Origin of the sequence: Antarctobacter albus, assembly GCF_900101505.1 — a bacterium.
GTDB classification, from domain to species: Bacteria; Pseudomonadota; Alphaproteobacteria; order Rhodobacterales; family Rhodobacteraceae; genus Antarctobacter; species Antarctobacter albus.
Genome location: NZ_FMZI01000013.1, coordinates 40,331 through 56,040, shown reverse-complemented (window position 1 = coordinate 56,040; position 15,710 = coordinate 40,331). Strand labels below are relative to the sequence as shown.

Here is a 15,710-nt window from a genome sequence, read left to right as displayed (position 1 = left end):
AGGCTCAGCCGCGCCGGGGCGGCTCGTTGCCGCCTGCCCCCTTACGCGGTTTGCCCGGGCCTTTCCCCGCACCGCCGGCGCGCGGCCTGCCCGGTTTGCCAGCCGCTCCCGGAGGCGTGAACCGCTTGGACGTGTCAGAGGCCTGCGCCTTGGGCGCCGCGGGCTTGCGCGGACCGCCGTCGGGTTTGGCGCCACGTCCTTTCGGGCCCGCCCCACCCGGTTTGCCGAAGGGCTTGCCCCCGGGCTTGCCGCCGGGTTTACCCGCGGGCCTGCCGTCCGGTTTTCCCGTGTATTTTCCCTTGGGCTTGCCGGGGCCTTCCTTGCCGGCGGCGGGCTTGCCCGGCCGCCGCTCCTTGTGGGCCTCACCGTCGGGCCGTTTCGGCTTGCGCGCGACCGGAGCATCGGGCGCCGTAGATGCGGGCGCCTCGGCAACCGGCGCAGCGGACGCCTCGGCCTTCGGCTCCGGGCGCGGTTTGCCCTTCGGGCGATCATCCGGCCGGGCCGGTTTCTTGTGGCCCTGCGGGCGGTCAGGTTTGCGTCCGGCCGGGGCAGGCTTGCGCGGCGCAGAGGTGAATTCCGGAGCGCTGTCCAGTTTGCGGACCGTCACGCCCTCTTGCAGCTCCGCCCCTTCGCCAATCGCGGAGAGGAACCCCGGAACGCTGGCCTCGGCCAGTTCGACATAGCTTTCCGATTGCTGGATGCGGATCGCACCGATGGCGTCCTTGTCCAGGTTCCCCACGCGGCACAAGAGCGGCAACAGCCAGCGCGGTTCTGCCCGGTCGCCCCGCCCGACAGACAGCGCGAACCACGTGCTGGGACCGAAAGGCTTGCGCTCCTTGCGCTCGGGGCGGGCGTCGGGGTCCGCCAGGTCCTCCGGGGCGGACAGGCGAGCACGATGCAGCGCCAGGTAGGCGGCGGCGATCTTTTCCGGTCCGTAGAGATCAAGCAGACGGGCGGCGAAGGCCTCCTGCTCGGGCGTGGTCTCTGCCTCCCAGACAGGATCGGCCAGAAGGCGTTCCTCGTCCTTGCGCAGGATGTCGTCGGCAGAGGGCGGCAGGATCCAGTCGGCCTCAATCTTGGCGAATTTCAGCAGGCGCTCGGCCTTCTTGGTCACCTTGGGCGGCACGATCAGTGCGGAAATCCCCTTGCGCCCAGCCCGGCCCGTGCGTCCGGAACGGTGCAGCAACCCTTCGGCGTTCGAGGGCAGTTCGGCGTGAATCACCAGTTCCAGCCCAGGCAGGTCGATGCCGCGCGCCGCCACGTCGGTCGCCACGCAGACCTTCGCGCGCCCGTCGCGCATCGCCTGCAGCGCGTGGGTACGTTCGTTCTGGCTCAACTCGCCCGACAGGGCCACGACGGAAAAGCCCCGGTTCGTCAGTCGCGCGGTCAGGCGGTTCACCATCGCACGGGTATTGGCAAAGACGATTGCATTCTGCGCATCGTGAAAGCGCAGCAGGTTGATGATGGCGTTTTCCGCGTCCTGTTGGGCCACGCGCAACGCCTGGTAGGCGATGTCGGCGTGCTGCCGCTCGCCGGTGAGCGTGGTCACGCGGACCGCGTCACGCTGGTATTGCTGGGCCAGCTTGGCGATCATCGGCGGCACGGTGGCCGAAAACAGCAGCGTGCGCTTGTCCTCGGGCGCCTCGCCCAGCATGAATTCCAGGTCCTCGCGGAACCCGAGGTCCAGCATCTCGTCCGCCTCGTCCAGCACGATGGCGCGCAGGCTGCCCAGGTCCAGCGAACCGCGCTGGATGTGGTCGCGCAGACGCCCGGGCGTGCCGACGACGATATGTGCCCCCCGCTCCAGCGCACGGCGTTCGTCACGCATGTCCATGCCGCCGATACAGGTCGTCACCCGCGCGCCCGCCTTGGCATAGAGCCAACCCAGCTCGCGCATCACCTGCAACGCCAGTTCACGCGTGGGCGCGACGATCAGGGCCAGGGGCGCCGCTGCCGGTTCCATTGACTCTGCCTCGCCCAATAGGGTCGGTGCGATGGCAAGGCCAAAGCCCACCGTCTTGCCCGATCCGGTCTGGGCCGAGACCAGCAGGTCCTTGTCCTCGAGGTCGGGATTGGTGACGGCCTCCTGGACGGCGGTCAAAGTTTCGTAGCCGCGCTCGGACAGCGCATCGGCGAGGGCCTGGATCATGTTTGAAATCAGTCTGGACATTTGGGGCGCAGATGCGCGGTCGGCCCGTGCCGACCGGCAAAGGCAAGCCTAGCCCATTATACCCTTGCGGGCCGGCTGTATACCTCTAATCGCGCAATATGTTGGCCGAAACGCCGTGTTCACCCCGACCCGGCGATCAGCAGGATACCATGCGCGACCAGCGCGGGCCGGTCCTGGCCCTGTATCTCGAAGGTGGACTTCAGTTCGACACGGACGCCACCGTCTCGCGGTTCCGCCGCGATCACCTCCTGTCGCAGCCGGACGAAGGCGCCACAGGGCACCGGCGCGGTAAAGCGCACCTTTTCATAACCATAGTTCAGCCCGGCGCCGCGCCGTTCGATGCGGAACAACTGCCGTTGCAGTCGCGGCGCCAACGCCAGCAGGAACAGCCCGTGCGCGATGGTACGCCCGTCCGGCTGCTCGGAGGCGGCGCGTTCGGTGTCGACGTGAATCCAATGGTCATCGCCGGTCAGCTCGGCGAAAGCGTCGAGCTTGTCCTGCGTGATTTCCACCCAGTCCGTGGCGCCTAGGCTGGCACCCTGGTGGTCCGTGAAATCCATAGGGGTCTGCAGGATCAGCATCTCTTTCCTCCCGGCTGGCGGAACTGCCGGTCCGCAAATGAATCATTAAATCATAAATATAATTTTTAACTTGCGCAAGCGGGCGGTTCTCTTGAAGATACGGCGCAACTTGACGTGTTTTGGAGGGACAGGATGCCCGGGGCTTTGAATCACCTGAAGGTGCTGGATTTCAGTCGGATCTTCGCGGGGCCGTGGACCGCGCAGATGCTGGCCGATTTCGGCGCAGATGTCGTGAAGGTCGAACATGTGAAAGGCGGCGATGACGTGCGCCGTATGGGCGTGCCGCACCTTGGGGCCGATGGCGAACCCACCGGAGAGACCTCGTCTTTCCTGGCGATGAACCGGGGCAAACGCTCGCTCGCGCTGGACCTGTCGAAACCCGAGGGGCAGGACATCGCACTCCGCCTCGTCGCCGAGGCCGACGTGCTGATCGAGAACTTCAAAACCGGCACGCTGGCGCGTTTCGGGCTGGACTACCAGGAAGTGGCCAAGCTGAACCCCCGGCTGGTCTATTGTTCGATCACCGGCTTCGGCCAGACCGGCCCGATGAAGCACCTGCCCGGCTACGATCCGATCTTCCAGGCGATGAGCGGGCTGCTCAGCATGACCGGCATCCCCGATGGACAGCCGGGCGCGGGCCCCGCGCTGGTGGGCTACTCGATTTCGGACATCACCGCCGGCCAATACGCGGTCTCCGCCATCCTTGCCGCGCTGAACCACCGCGACGCGGTCTCCGGCGAGGGACAGTTCATCGACATCGCCCTGCTGGACACACAGATCCACGCGGCCTCGCACATGGCGATGAACTACCTGTCCTCGGGCCGCCTGCCCCGGCGCAACGGCACTGCCTCGCAGATCACCTGCCCCTGGCAGGCCTTCGACTGTGCCGACCGCCCGATCATGATCGCCATCGGCAACGACGCACAGTTTTCCCGGTTCGCCGACTACCTGGGCCTGCCGGAGCTGGCGCAGGACGACCGCTATGCCACCAACCTTGCCCGGGTGCAGAACGCCGACACGCTGATCCCCCAGATCGCCGCCAAGCTGGCCACGAAACAGGCCGACGCCTGCTATGCCGAGCTTGAGGCCATCGGCATTCCCGCCGGGCCGCTCAACAGTTTCGACGACGTCTTTCGCATGGAACAGGTGCAAGAGCGCGGCCTCCTGCAGGAAATGCAGCACGGCAGCGCGGGCCTCGTCCGCTATGTGTCCAACCCGGTGAAATTCTCGGGGCTGGACGCGGGCACCGACATGCCGCCGCCGCGCTTTGCCGAACATACCGACGCGGTTCTGACAGGGCTGGGGCTGGACGCGGACCAGATCGCGGGCCTGCGGGCTGCAGGCATCGTGAAATGAAGGAGACCGGCATGGACGGAAGCATGAACGAGGACTGGCAGGAAAACGCGCGCATGATCGTCGAAAGCGCGCGCGCCGTGGTGCCCGCCGATGGCGCGCTCGACCGGGTCCGCAAGGCGCGGTTCGACGGGGCCGGTTTTGACCGCGCTGTGATGCAGCAGGCTGCCGAACTGGGCTGGCCTCTGATGTGGATCGGTGAAGAGGCCGGCGGCCTGGGTCTTGGCCTGCGCGAAACCTGCGCCCTGATGGAGGTGCTGGGCCGCGGGCTGGTGCCCGAACCTGTGCTGTCCACGATGATGGCCGGCGCGCTCTTGCAAGAGGCGCTGCCCGAAACCGTCATGACCGGCGAGGCGGTGATCCTGACTGCCTGGCAGGACGTCACCGGCGCGCTGGACTGGCAGGGCGGTGCCAAGGGCGACCTCCTGATCGGCACCAAGGTCAACCTGCGCGGCGCTGTCGAGGCGGATCTCTTTGCCATCGTCACTGACGCAGGGCTTGCCGTTGTGCCCCGCTCCGCCGAGGGCCTGACCATCGAAACAGCAGAGACGCTGGACGGCGGCACGATGGACCGCCTGCACATGACCGGCGTCGCGGCGGACTTCTTGCCCTGCGCCCGGGTCGAAGCCGTATTGCAGGACGCCACGCTGGCCCATTCGGCCTACCTGCTGGGCCTCGCAGACCGCGCGCTGGAGATCACGCTGGACTACCTGCGCGTCCGCAAGCAGTTCGACCGCCCCATCGGCAGCTTCCAGTCGCTTCAGCACCGGGCAACCGAAATGAAAATCCAGCTGGAACTGACCCGCGCCGCGATTGCCGCCACCGCGCGGCGGTTCGACACCGGGGCGGACGCCGCCACCCGCGCCGCCGGCGCCGCCCGTTGCAAGCTGCGCGCGGCAGAGCTGGCCATGCTGGTCGCTCGCGAGGCGGTGCAGATGCATGGTGCGATGGGCATCACCGACGAGGCCGACATCGGCCTGTTCGTCCGCAAGGCCATGACAGAGGCCAATCTTTTTGGCAGCCCGCGCCAACAGCGCCGCATGCTTGCCACCCGGCTCGACCAGGAGGAGGCCGCATGACCGCCCTGCCCGATTACAACGCCATGAGCGACGCCGAGTTTCGCCGGACCGTGCGCACCTTTGTCGAAACCAACTATCCGGACATCCCGCGCTATTCGCTCAGCCGCCTGCATTGGGACGAGGTGAAACCCTGGTACATGGTCTTGTCGGAACATGGCTGGATCTGTCCCACCTGGCCGCGCGAACATGGCGGCATGGGCCTGAACGCGGGCAAGCACCTGATCCTGATCGAGGAATTCGAACGCTTTGGCGCCGCGCGCGTGAACGACATCGGCCCGGTCATGCTGGGTCCCCTGCTTCTGAAACACGGGACAGAGGCGCAGAAGGCACATTTCCTGCCCCGGATCCTGTCCGGTGAGGACGTCTGGGCACAGGGCTATTCCGAACCGGGCGCCGGGTCCGACCTGGCGGCGGTGCGCTGCGAGGCGGTGCTGGACGGCGAGGAATGGGTCATCAACGGGCAAAAGACCTGGTGCACGCTGGGCATGGATGCCAACTGGATCTTCATCCTCGCCCGCACCGACAAGACCGTGAAGAAACAGGCGGGTATCAGCTTTCTGCTGGTGCCGATGGATGCGCAGGGCGTGACCATCCGCAACATCGAGAATCTGGAGCTCGAGGCAGAATTCTGCGAGGTCTTTTTCAATGACGTGCGCGTGCCCGCCGATCACATCGTGGGCCGTGTCAATGACGGTTGGTCGGTGGCCAAGGCGCTGCTGGGGCATGAACGGGTCTTCATCGGCGCGCCGCGCCTGTCTGCCGCTGCCCTGTCGCGTCTGAAACGCATCGCCCAACGTGCCGGGGCCTGGGACGACCCCGTCTTCCGGGATCGCTACGTGGCGCTGCAATGCGACGTGCTGGATCTCAGCGACCTCTTCGAGACCTATGTCGACCGGTTGCGCGATGGGCGCGAGATCGGTGCCGACGTGGCCATGCTCAAGATCTTCCAGAGCGAACTGTACCAGCGCATTTCCGAACTGATGATTCAGGTTGCCGCAGAGGACGCGGGCCTGCGCCATGCCCCCGAGGGCGACCGCCAGTTGCACGCGGCGGCCACATACCTGTCGGCCCGCCCGACGACGATTTTCGGCGGCTCGACAGAGATCATGCGCAATGTCCTGGCCAAGGCCGTGCTGGAGCTTCCAAGCTGACTAGGCTCTATAAACTATAGTTTTGACTTTTTAATACATCACGTCTAGTTTCGACCAGAGTTGAAACGGGGAGGAGACCCCCGGATTCGGACCGACCAAGCAACAGGAGGAGTTACGTTGCTGTATTCCAAGATCATCCGTGGGGCCGCCATCGCCGCCCTTGGCCTTGCCGCGCAGGCCGCCTTTGCCCAGGACGTGACCTTGCCGCGCGCAATGGTCTGGACATCCTATGACCTGGGCTCGACCGGTTATGCCGAAGCCTCGGCAATGGCCGATGCGCTGGACAAGAAATACGGCACCACCGTGCGCCTGACGCCCTCGGGCACGGCCATCGGCCGGATGCTGCCGCTGGCTCGTGGCCGGGCGACCTTCGGCTTCATGGGCAATGAAATCTTCTTTGCCTCCGAGGCCGATTTCGAGTTCGCCGCACCCGACTGGGGACCGCAGGACGTGCGCGTCCTGCTGGGCCGTCCCGCCGCCGTGGGTCTGATCACCGGCGAAGACACCGATATCCAGTCGATCCAGGACCTGAAGGGCCGCAAGGTCGGTTTCGTGCAGGCCAGCCCCTCGACCCTGATGAACACCAAGGCCGCGCTGGCCTTTGGCGGGCTGACCGTCGATGACGTCGAAGAAGTGATCTACCCCGGCTACGGCGCGATGGTCCAGGGCTTCATCTCGGGCGAGATCGACGCCGTCCCCGTCACCCCCACCGTTTCGGCCCTGCGCGAGGCAGAGGGCGGTCGCGGCGTGCGCTGGCTGGACATGCCCGGATCGGACGCTGCGGGCTGGGAGCGCGTGCGCGCCTCGTCCTCGGTGTTCTCGCCCGTCTCGATGACCGTGGGCGTCAGCATCTCGGAAGAGGACCCGGCGGAACTGCTGGGCTACCGCTATCCGCAGCTGACCACCTATGCCGCAACGGACGATGACGAGGTCTACAACTTCGTCAAGGCCCTGGACGAGAGCTTTGATCTCTACAAGGACGCCAACAAGGTGATCGGTCGCTGGAACGTCGGCGATGCCGGCACCTCTCCGGCGGGCGCCCCCTTCCACCCGGGCGCGATCAAGTACCTGCGCGAGATCGGCGTCTGGGATGCCGAGGATGACGCCTGGAACGAGGCCCGCATCGCACGGATCGAGGCCGTCAAGACGGCCTGGGCCGCAGCCCGTGAAAAGGCCGAGGCAGACGGTGTCTCCGACGCAGACTGGCCCGACTTCTGGCAGGCCTACCGCGCCGAAGCGCTGGACTGATCCCCCCACCGACCGCGCCTGCCGCCCTCACTCCCGGCGGCACGGCACGGTCACGGCGCGGGCCGACCGGCCCGCCGCCGCCCGGCCCCGGCCCGCGTGCCGGCGGCTCTCCCCTCCCGCATTCCGGATACCGCCATGCAGACCGACACACTTTCTCAGACGCAGGACCAGCCAAAGCCCTGGGCGCAACCCGGCAGCAGGCTGACCGGCCCGGCCTGGTTCACCGTCCTCATCCTGTCGACGACGGGCCTGGCGATCATCATCAACCAGATCTTCAACCTGCAGTTCCTCGGGTTCCGCCCGATCAGCACGGCCTACTATTACATCATCGTCGGCCTGTTCATGCCGGTGGCCTTCCTCAATTCCCCCGCCCGCACCGCCGATGCCGATCGCGTCCGCTGGTACGACTGGCTGCTGGCCGCGGCGGCGCTGGGAACCTGTTTCTATTTCGCCCTTCACGCCAACGACATCCTGACCCGGGGCTGGGAATTCGAGGCGCCCCTGCCGGTGGTCCTGCTGGCCGGCCTGCTGGTGCTGATGTCGCTGGAGGCCGTGCGCCGCTGCGCGGGCTTGCCGCTGTTCCTGATCTGCGCGGTCTTCGCGGCCTTCCCGCTCTATACCGGTCACATGCCCGGTTTCCTCTGGGGCGTTCAGATGTCGCTGTCGGAAACCGTGCTCAGCCATTCCCTGGGGGTCGAAAGCATCATCGGCATCCCGATCCGCGTGATCGCGGACCTTCTGATCGGCTTCATCGTCTTCGGCGTGGCACTGACCGTCTCCGGCGGGGGCACCTTCTTCATGGACTTGGCCAGCGCCCTGATGGGCCATGCCCGCGGCGGCCCCGCCAAGGTGGCCATCCTGTCCTCGGGCTTTTTCGGTTCGCTCTCGGGCAGCGTGATTTCCAACGTCATCTCGACCGGTTCGATGACCATCCCGACGATGAAACGCTGCGGTTATCCGGCGGCCTATGCCGGCGCGGTCGAAAGCTGTGCCTCGACAGGTGGCGCGCTGATGCCGCCGGTCATGGGCTCGGTCGCCTTTGTCATGGCCTCGTTCATGAACGTGCCCTATGCCGACATCATGGTGGCTGCGACGGTGCCCGCGCTGCTGTTCTACCTTGTCCTGCTGATCCAGACGGATTGCTACGCGGCGCGCAACGGCCTGCAAGGCCTGCCGCGTGACCAGCTGCCAAAGATCTGGGTCGTGCTGCGGTCGGGCTGGATCTTCCTGCTGAGCCTCGGCCTGCTGGTCTTTCTGCTGCTCGCCACCAACGCCGAGGCGAAATCGCCCTTCTACATCACCGTGCTGCTGCTGATCACCGCCCTGGTGCGCGCCCGCAAAAGCGGAGTCCTGACCCCGATCCTGACCCTGCTGATCGAGACCGGAGCCACCATCGGGATGCTGGTGGGCGTGCTGGCCGGGGTCGGCATGGTCGTCGGTGCGCTGGCGATCACCGGGGTCGGCAATGCCTTCAGCCGCGAGCTGCTGCAATACGCGGGCGGCAACGTCTACCTGCTACTGGCCTTCGGCGCATTGACCAGCTTCATCCTGGGCATGGGGATGACGGTTTCGGCCTGCTACATCTTCCTCGCCGTGGTGCTGGCGCCTGCCCTGGTACAGGGCGGCCTGTCCGAGATGGGCAGCCACCTGTTCATCCTCTATTGGGCGATGCTGTCTTACATCACGCCGCCGGTCGCGATGGCCGCCGTTGCCGCCTCTTCGATCGCCAAGGCACCCGCCATGCGGACCGGCATCGTGGCGATGCGGCTGGGGGCGATCCTCTTCGTGCTGCCCTTCCTCTTCGTTCTGAACCCCAGCCTGATCCTTCAGGGCGAGCCGCTGGAAATCACCCTGTCGGTCTCGACCGCGATCCTCTCCATCCTGATGTTGTCGGCCGCTTCCGAGCGTTACATCTACGTCCTCGGCCGTGGCGCCCGTGGGTGGGAGGCGCTGGTGCTGCTGGCAGGCGGTCTGTGCCTGCTGGTGCCCGACCTCCTGACCGATCTCGTCGGGCTGTCGGCGCTGGCGCTGGTCATGGGCATCGGACTTCTCAACAAACCTGCGATGGCGGCCACTCCGGTCAGCCAGAAAGGGATCGAATGACCCGCAACCTCACTGTCCCCCTGCCCGATGGCGGCCAGCTGAACGCCTGTATCGACGGGCCGGACGGGGCGCCCTGGGTGGTCTTTTCCAACTCGGTCATGACCGACCTGTCGGTCTGGGACGCACAGGCCACCGCCCTCGCGGACCGCTACCAGGTGCTGCGCTACGACCAGCGGGGCCACGGCGCCTCCAGCCTGCCCGACCGCCCGATGAGCTTTGACGGCTACGGCGCGGACCTGACAGCGCTGCTGGATCATTGCGGGATCACCCGCTGCGTCCTGGTCGGCCTGTCGATGGGTGTGCCCACCTGCCTCGCCGCCGCCAAGGCCCGGCCGGACCGCGTTGCCGCATTCGTCATCGTGGATGGCGTCTCGCGCAGCGCAGCGGGGCGCGAGGCCTTCTGGACCGAGCGACGTGAGACCGCGCGTGCCGATGGCATGGCGCGCATCGCCGCAGAGACCGCGCCGCGCTGGCTGCCCGATGTGGCTGCGGATGCCCCGATTGCACAGGGCCTGAGCGCCATGATCGCCGCCACCCCGGTGGAGGGCTTCGCCGCCGCGACCCATGCCCTGGCCTCTTACGACCAGTCCGCCGCGCTGGCGTCCCTGACCTGCCCCGTGCTGGGCCTGGCCGGGGAAAAGGATGGCGCCATGCCCGACGCGATCCGGGCCCAGTTCGGCCCCCTGCCCGACATACGTTTCGATACCATTCCCGGGGCGGGCCATGTGCCCAACTTCCAATGCCCCGAGGCCTTCAATGCCGCGCTTGCGCCGTTCCTGGACGCCGTGGCCCAAGACCAACAGGAGCTTTCGTGATGCCCGGCCCGCTTTCTCATATCCGTGTTCTCGACCTCTCACGCATCATGGCCGGCCCCTGGTGCGGCCAGATCCTGGCCGACCTGGGGGCTGACGTCATCAAGGTCGAACGCTTGGGCGCCGGGGACGATACCCGCCGCTGGGGCCCGCCGTTCCTCAAGGACAGCGAGGGCAACACCACCAAGGAGGCCGGTTATTACCTGTCGGTCAACCGGGGCAAACGCTCGGTCGAGCTGGACCTGAAATCCGAAGAAGGCCGCGATGCCGTCCGCGCCCTGGCGCGCGAGTCCGACATCCTGCTGGAGAACTTCAAGACCGGCACCCTAGGCCGCATGGGCCTGGGCTATGACGACCTCAAGGAGGTGAACCCGCGCCTGATCTACGCCTCCGTCACCGGCTTTGGCCTGTCCGGGCCACAGGCGAACGACGCGGCCTATGACTTCATGATCCAGGGCATGGGCGGCCTGATGAGCGTCACCGGCGGCCCGGATGGAGAGCCCGGCGGCGGCCCGCAGAAGGTCGGTGTGCCGATCATCGACATCATGACCGGCATGTATACCGCCATCGGCACCCTTGCGGCGCTGGCCAACCGCGATCAGACCGGCAAGGGCGATCACATCGACATCGCCATGCTGGACGTCTCCGTCGCGATGCTGGCGAACCAGGCGATGAACTACCTCGTCTCGGGTCAGAAGCCCGTGCGGCGCGGCAACCGCCACCCCAATATCCAACCGCAGAACGTCTATCCGGCTAAGGACGGTTTCATCGTCCTGGCGGTGGGCAACGACGGCCAGTTCGTCAAGTTCTGTGAGGTCATCGGGCAACCCGCCCTGTCCGGTGACCCGAAATTCGCCACCAATGCCGCTCGGGTCGAAAACCTGGAAGAGCTGGAGGCGCTGCTGATCGCGGCCCTGGCCGACCGCACCATCACCGAGTGGTGCGAGGCCTTTGCCGCGGCGGGTGTTCCCTCCGGCCCGATCAACACCATCGACCGGGTGTTCGAGGAACCGCAGGTCAAGCACCGCCGGATGCTGCGCGACATTCCGCATCCTCTGTCGGGCACGGTCAAACAGGTGGTCAGCCCGATGAACTTTCTCAACGCGCCGCTGAGTTTCGACAAGGCGCCGCCGCTGTTGGGGGAACATACCGAAGAGGTGCTGCAGGCACTCGGACTGGGGGAGACGCAGGCATGAAGACCGGACAGGACACCGCCAAGGTCGAGGGACGCATCAGCTTTCCCGAGCCGGAGACCATGACCGCCGCCCAGCGCGAGGTCTATGACCAGATCATTTCCGGCCCGCGCCGGACGTTGGTCGGGCCCTTGCGCGCCGCGCTGCACAACCCGGTGCTGGCCGATCGCTGGCAACGCATGGGCCAGGTGCTGCGGTTCGAGACATCGCTGCCGACGCGCCTGTCGGAACTGGCGATCCTCGTGACCGCGCGGCGCTGGAACAGCCGCCTGGAATGGGCGATCCACGCCCGCGACGCGGACCGCGCGGGTCTTGACCCGGCCATCGCAGAGTCGGTGCGCCTGTGCCAGCCGCCCAGCTTCGGCGACGATGCCGAAGCCCGCGAGATTTATGATTTCGCCCGCCAGATCGTGCAGACCGGGGATGTGGCGCCCGACACCTATACCGCCATCGTCGCCCGCTGGGGCGAAGTCGGCGCGGTCGAACTGACCGCCGTCATCGGCTACTATTCTCTGGTGGCGATGACGCTCAACGTCCACCGCATTCCCCTACCCGAGGGCGTCAGCGCCACTCTTCCGGGCGAGGCGGGCGTTCTGGCCGAGCTTCCGGCGCCGGCGGGGGCCTGAGCGTCATGTTCCACGACCCCCGGCACGACGCGCACGGGTTGGCGCATGGCCCCTGGATGGCCCTGATCGCCCCCCGTCCCATCGCCTGGATATCGACCGTTTCGGCGGAAGGGGTGCGCAACCTTGCCCCCTACAGCGCCTTCAACACCGTCGCCTCCAAGCCGCCATTCGTGATGTTTTCCTCGGACGGGCCAAAGGACACGCTGGCCAACATCGAGGCGAGCGGGGAATTCTGCGTGAACATCCCCGGCGACGACCTGAAAGAGGCGATGAACGCCACCTCTGGCAGCTACCCGCCAGAGGTCGACGAATTCGCCATCGCGGGCGTCACCCCCGCCCCCTGCACCAACATCGACGCCCCCCGCGTCGCCGAGGCGCCGATCTCGATCGAATGCCGTCTGGACAAGATCGTGGGGCTGGACACCTCTACCGGCGTGCCCTGCCACAACCGCGTGGTCTTTGGCGAGGTCGTCGGCATCCACATCGCCGACCGCATCCTGCGCGACGGCAAGGTCGCGACAGATCTGCTGCGCCCGCTCGCGCGGCTGGGATACCGCGACTACTGCACAGTGACAGAGACATTCGAGATGATCCGCCCCCTGGTGGACCAGACAGGCACGAGGACTTGACGAAAATGAGCCACGAGACACTGACCCTGGACGTCAGCGACCATATCGCCACCATCACCATCACCCGCCCGCCGGTAAATGCCCAGAACAACCGCTTTCGCGAAGAACTGGTCGAGGTGGTCGATGCGCTTGGCGACCGTTCGGATGTGCGCGCCATCGTGATCACCGGCGAGGGCAAGGCCTTTTCCGCGGGCGCCGACCTGTCAGAACGTCCGACGCAGGACCCCGGTCATTACACCGCGCACAATCGCCGCGTGCGAGCCAGCTTTGACTGCCTGCTGGAATCCCCCAAGCCGATCATCGCCGCCGTCAACGGCGCGGCCATCGGCGCGGGCTGCGTGACCGCCTTGTGCTGCGACATCATCGTGACGTCCGAAAAGGGATTCCTGCAGATGACCGAGGTCATGGTCGGCCTCGCCGGGGGGGTGACCCATGTGCGGCGGCATTTCGGCGAAAGCGACGCCCGCATGATGATCTACACCGCGCGCCGCGTCTATGGCCCCGAGCTGTTGCGGATGAACGTCGCCTCGGCCTGCGTCGCGCCAGAGGACCTTTTGGAGACTGCGCGCGGCATCGCCACTGACATCGCCAAGGCAAGCCCCTCGGCGGTGCGGGCGGCCAAGAAGTCGTTCCAGGTCACGGAAGGCGTGTCGATCTACGAAGGCTACCGGTTCGAACAGGGCCAGACCAAGGCGCTGTCCACCTCCGAGGATACCGCCGAGGCGATGGCGGCCTTCCGCGAAAAGCGCGCGCCGGTCTTCAAAGGCTGAGCGGCCCGCGGCGCTGCCGCCCGGCAGGTTCGACACACCAATCCGCCAGCCCGTTTGTTCGGGCTTGCGGCCAAGCCGGTTCTTGCGCGATGGCCTTCCCGGGATTTCCGGAATAAGAGAACCGGCAAAGTTTCATCGCGCGGGAAGGACAGCATGATACCCTATCGCTCAAAGACATCGACTTCTGGACGCAACATGGCCGGCGCCCGGGCCCTGTGGCGCGCCACCGGGATGAAGGATGGCGACTTCGGCAAGCCGATCATCGCCATCGTGAACTCCTTTACCCAGTTCGTGCCCGGCCACGTCCACCTCAAGGATCTGGGCCAGATGGTCGCCCGCGAGGTCGAGGCGGCAGGCGGTGTCGCCAAGGAATTCAACACGATCGCCGTGGACGATGGCATCGCGATGGGCCACGACGGCATGCTCTACTCGCTGCCGTCGCGCGAGATCATCGCGGACAGCGTGGAATACATGGTCAACGCGCATTGCGCGGATGCCATGATCTGCATTTCCAACTGCGACAAGATCACGCCCGGTATGCTGATGGCGGCGATGCGCGTCGATATTCCCGCGATCTTCGTCTCCGGCGGCCCGATGGAGGCCGGAAAGGTCAATGTCGACGGCAAAGACATCGCGGTCGACCTGGTGGACGCGATGGTGCAGGCGGCGAACCCCGACCTGAGCGATGAACAGGTCAATGCTTTCGAGGTCAACGCCTGCCCGACCTGCGGGTCCTGTTCCGGCATGTTCACCGCGAACTCGATGAACTGCCTGGCCGAGGCCCTGGGCCTTGCCCTGCCCGGCAACGGTTCGACCCTGGCCACCCACGCCGACCGCAAGGCCCTGTTCCTGGAGGCCGGGCGCCGGATCGTGGACCTGGCCAAGCGCCACTACGAGGGCGGCGACCAATCGGTCACGCCGCGCGGCATCGCCACCCATGCCGCATTCCAGAACGCCATGACGCTGGACATCGCGATGGGCGGCTCGACGAACACGGTGCTGCACCTGCTGGCCATCGCCCGCGAGGCCGAGGTGGACTTCACCCTGGACGACATGGACAAGCTGAGCCGGATCACGCCCTGCCTGTGCAAGGTCGCGCCCGCCGTGGGCGACGTGCACATGGAAGACGTGCACCGCGCCGGCGGCATCTTCGGCATCCTCGGGCAGCTCGACGATGCCGGGCTGATCAACCGCGATGTTTCGACCGTCCATGTGCCGACCATCGGCGAGGCCATCGACCAGTGGGACATTGCGCGCACCAAGGACAACAAGGTGCACGAACTGTTCAGCGCCGCGCCGGGCGGCGTGCGCACCACAGAGGCCTTCAGCCAGGCCAGCCGCTATCGCAGCCTCGACACGGACCGCGAAAACGGCGTCATCCGGTCCAAGGAACACGCCTTCAGCCAGGACGGCGGCCTGGCCGTGCTGTTCGGCAACATCGCGCAGGAAGGCTGCGTGGTGAAAACCGCGGGCGTGGACGACAGCATCCTGAAATTCAGCGGGCCGGCAAAGGTCTGCGAAAGCCAGGACGAGGCGGTGAACCGGATTCTCGGAAAGGAAATCCAGGCCGGTGACGTGGTCATCATCCGCTATGAAGGGCCGCGTGGCGGGCCGGGGATGCAGGAAATGCTCTACCCGACCAGCTACCTGAAATCCATGAAGCTGGGCAAGGCCTGCGCCCTGATCACCGACGGCCGTTTCTCCGGCGGCACCTCCGGTCTTTCGATCGGTCACGTCTCGCCCGAGGCCGCCGAAGGCGGCAACATCGGCCTGCTGGTCGAAGGCGACATGATCGAGATCGACATTCCCAACCGAACGATCAACGTGGCGCTCAGCGACGAAGACCTGGCAGCGCGCCGCGCCGAGATGGAGGCCAGGGGCGACGCCGCCTGGAAACCCGCCAAGCCGCGAAAGCGCAAGGTCAGCCGCGCGCTCAAGGCCTATGCCTCGCTGGTGGCCAATGCCAGCCACGGGGCCGTCCGCCTGGACCCGTGA

At 66.5% G+C, this 15,710-nt stretch carries 13 protein-coding genes; 11 read left to right on the top strand and 2 right to left on the bottom strand.

Going from position 1 to position 15,710, the window contains the following annotated elements; all coding sequences use genetic code 11:
* Nucleotides 1–4 precede the first annotated feature (4 nt).
* Nucleotides 5–2,149 (bottom strand): DEAD/DEAH box helicase, encoded by a 2,145-nt coding sequence (locus BLQ71_RS20075; protein ID WP_074623006.1) that lies wholly within the window; start codon nt 2,147–2,149, stop codon nt 5–7.
* Between the two features lie 140 nt (nt 2,150–2,289).
* Nucleotides 2,290–2,751 (bottom strand): MaoC family dehydratase, encoded by a 462-nt coding sequence (locus BLQ71_RS20070; RefSeq protein ID WP_074623005.1) that lies wholly within the window; start codon nt 2,749–2,751, stop codon nt 2,290–2,292.
* 132 nt (nt 2,752–2,883) lie between these two features.
* On the opposite strand from BLQ71_RS20070, the gene BLQ71_RS20065 reads away from it, so the two are divergent.
* The 11 genes from BLQ71_RS20065 to ilvD all read left to right on the top strand — a co-directional run bounded on the left by BLQ71_RS20065 (nt 2,884) and on the right by ilvD (nt 15,710).
* Complete coding sequence (locus BLQ71_RS20065) at nt 2,884–4,107, top strand: CaiB/BaiF CoA transferase family protein (RefSeq protein ID WP_074623004.1); 1,224 nt, start codon at nt 2,884–2,886, stop codon at nt 4,105–4,107.
* An 11-nt stretch (nt 4,108–4,118) separates the two neighbouring features.
* Complete coding sequence (locus BLQ71_RS20060; RefSeq protein WP_074623052.1) at nt 4,119–5,183, top strand: acyl-CoA dehydrogenase family protein; 1,065 nt, start codon at nt 4,119–4,121, stop codon at nt 5,181–5,183.
* A complete protein-coding gene (locus BLQ71_RS20055) occupies nt 5,180–6,334 on the top strand; it encodes an acyl-CoA dehydrogenase family protein (protein ID WP_088702469.1) in 1,155 nt (384 codons plus the stop codon). Before BLQ71_RS20060 ends, BLQ71_RS20055 begins: the two co-directional genes overlap by 4 nt.
* A gap of 117 nt (nt 6,335–6,451) precedes the next feature.
* Nucleotides 6,452–7,582, top strand: a complete 1,131-nt coding sequence (locus BLQ71_RS20050; RefSeq protein WP_083342315.1) for a TAXI family TRAP transporter solute-binding subunit — start codon at nt 6,452–6,454, stop codon at nt 7,580–7,582.
* 135 nt (nt 7,583–7,717) lie between these two features.
* Entirely contained in the window at nt 7,718–9,685 is a 1,968-nt protein-coding gene (locus BLQ71_RS20045) for a TRAP transporter permease (RefSeq protein WP_074623003.1), read from the top strand.
* The gene (locus tag BLQ71_RS20040) at nt 9,682–10,500 is read left to right on the top strand and encodes an alpha/beta fold hydrolase (RefSeq protein ID WP_074623002.1); all 819 of its coding nucleotides are present in this window, start codon (nt 9,682–9,684) and stop codon (nt 10,498–10,500) included. Before BLQ71_RS20045 ends, BLQ71_RS20040 begins: the two co-directional genes overlap by 4 nt.
* Nucleotides 10,500–11,693: a CaiB/BaiF CoA transferase family protein gene (locus BLQ71_RS20035; RefSeq protein ID WP_074623001.1), complete on the top strand. Its 1,194-nt coding sequence runs from the start codon at nt 10,500–10,502 to the stop codon at nt 11,691–11,693. The genes BLQ71_RS20040 and BLQ71_RS20035 overlap by 1 nt, the downstream gene beginning before the upstream one ends.
* Nucleotides 11,690–12,316 carry a carboxymuconolactone decarboxylase family protein gene (locus BLQ71_RS20030; RefSeq protein ID WP_074623000.1) on the top strand — a complete coding sequence of 209 codons (627 nt, stop codon included), beginning with the start codon at nt 11,690–11,692 and terminating at the stop codon, nt 12,314–12,316. The genes BLQ71_RS20035 and BLQ71_RS20030 overlap by 4 nt, the downstream gene beginning before the upstream one ends.
* Nucleotides 12,317–12,321: 5 nt before the next feature.
* Nucleotides 12,322–12,945: a flavin reductase family protein gene (locus BLQ71_RS20025; RefSeq protein WP_074622999.1), complete on the top strand. Its 624-nt coding sequence runs from the start codon at nt 12,322–12,324 to the stop codon at nt 12,943–12,945.
* Between the two features lie 5 nt (nt 12,946–12,950).
* Nucleotides 12,951–13,715, top strand: coding sequence for an enoyl-CoA hydratase/isomerase family protein (locus BLQ71_RS20020; protein WP_074622998.1), 765 nt, complete (start codon nt 12,951–12,953; stop codon nt 13,713–13,715).
* A gap of 153 nt (nt 13,716–13,868) precedes the next feature.
* Nucleotides 13,869–15,710 (top strand): dihydroxy-acid dehydratase, encoded by a 1,842-nt coding sequence (ilvD, locus tag BLQ71_RS20015; protein WP_069208619.1) that lies wholly within the window; start codon nt 13,869–13,871, stop codon nt 15,708–15,710.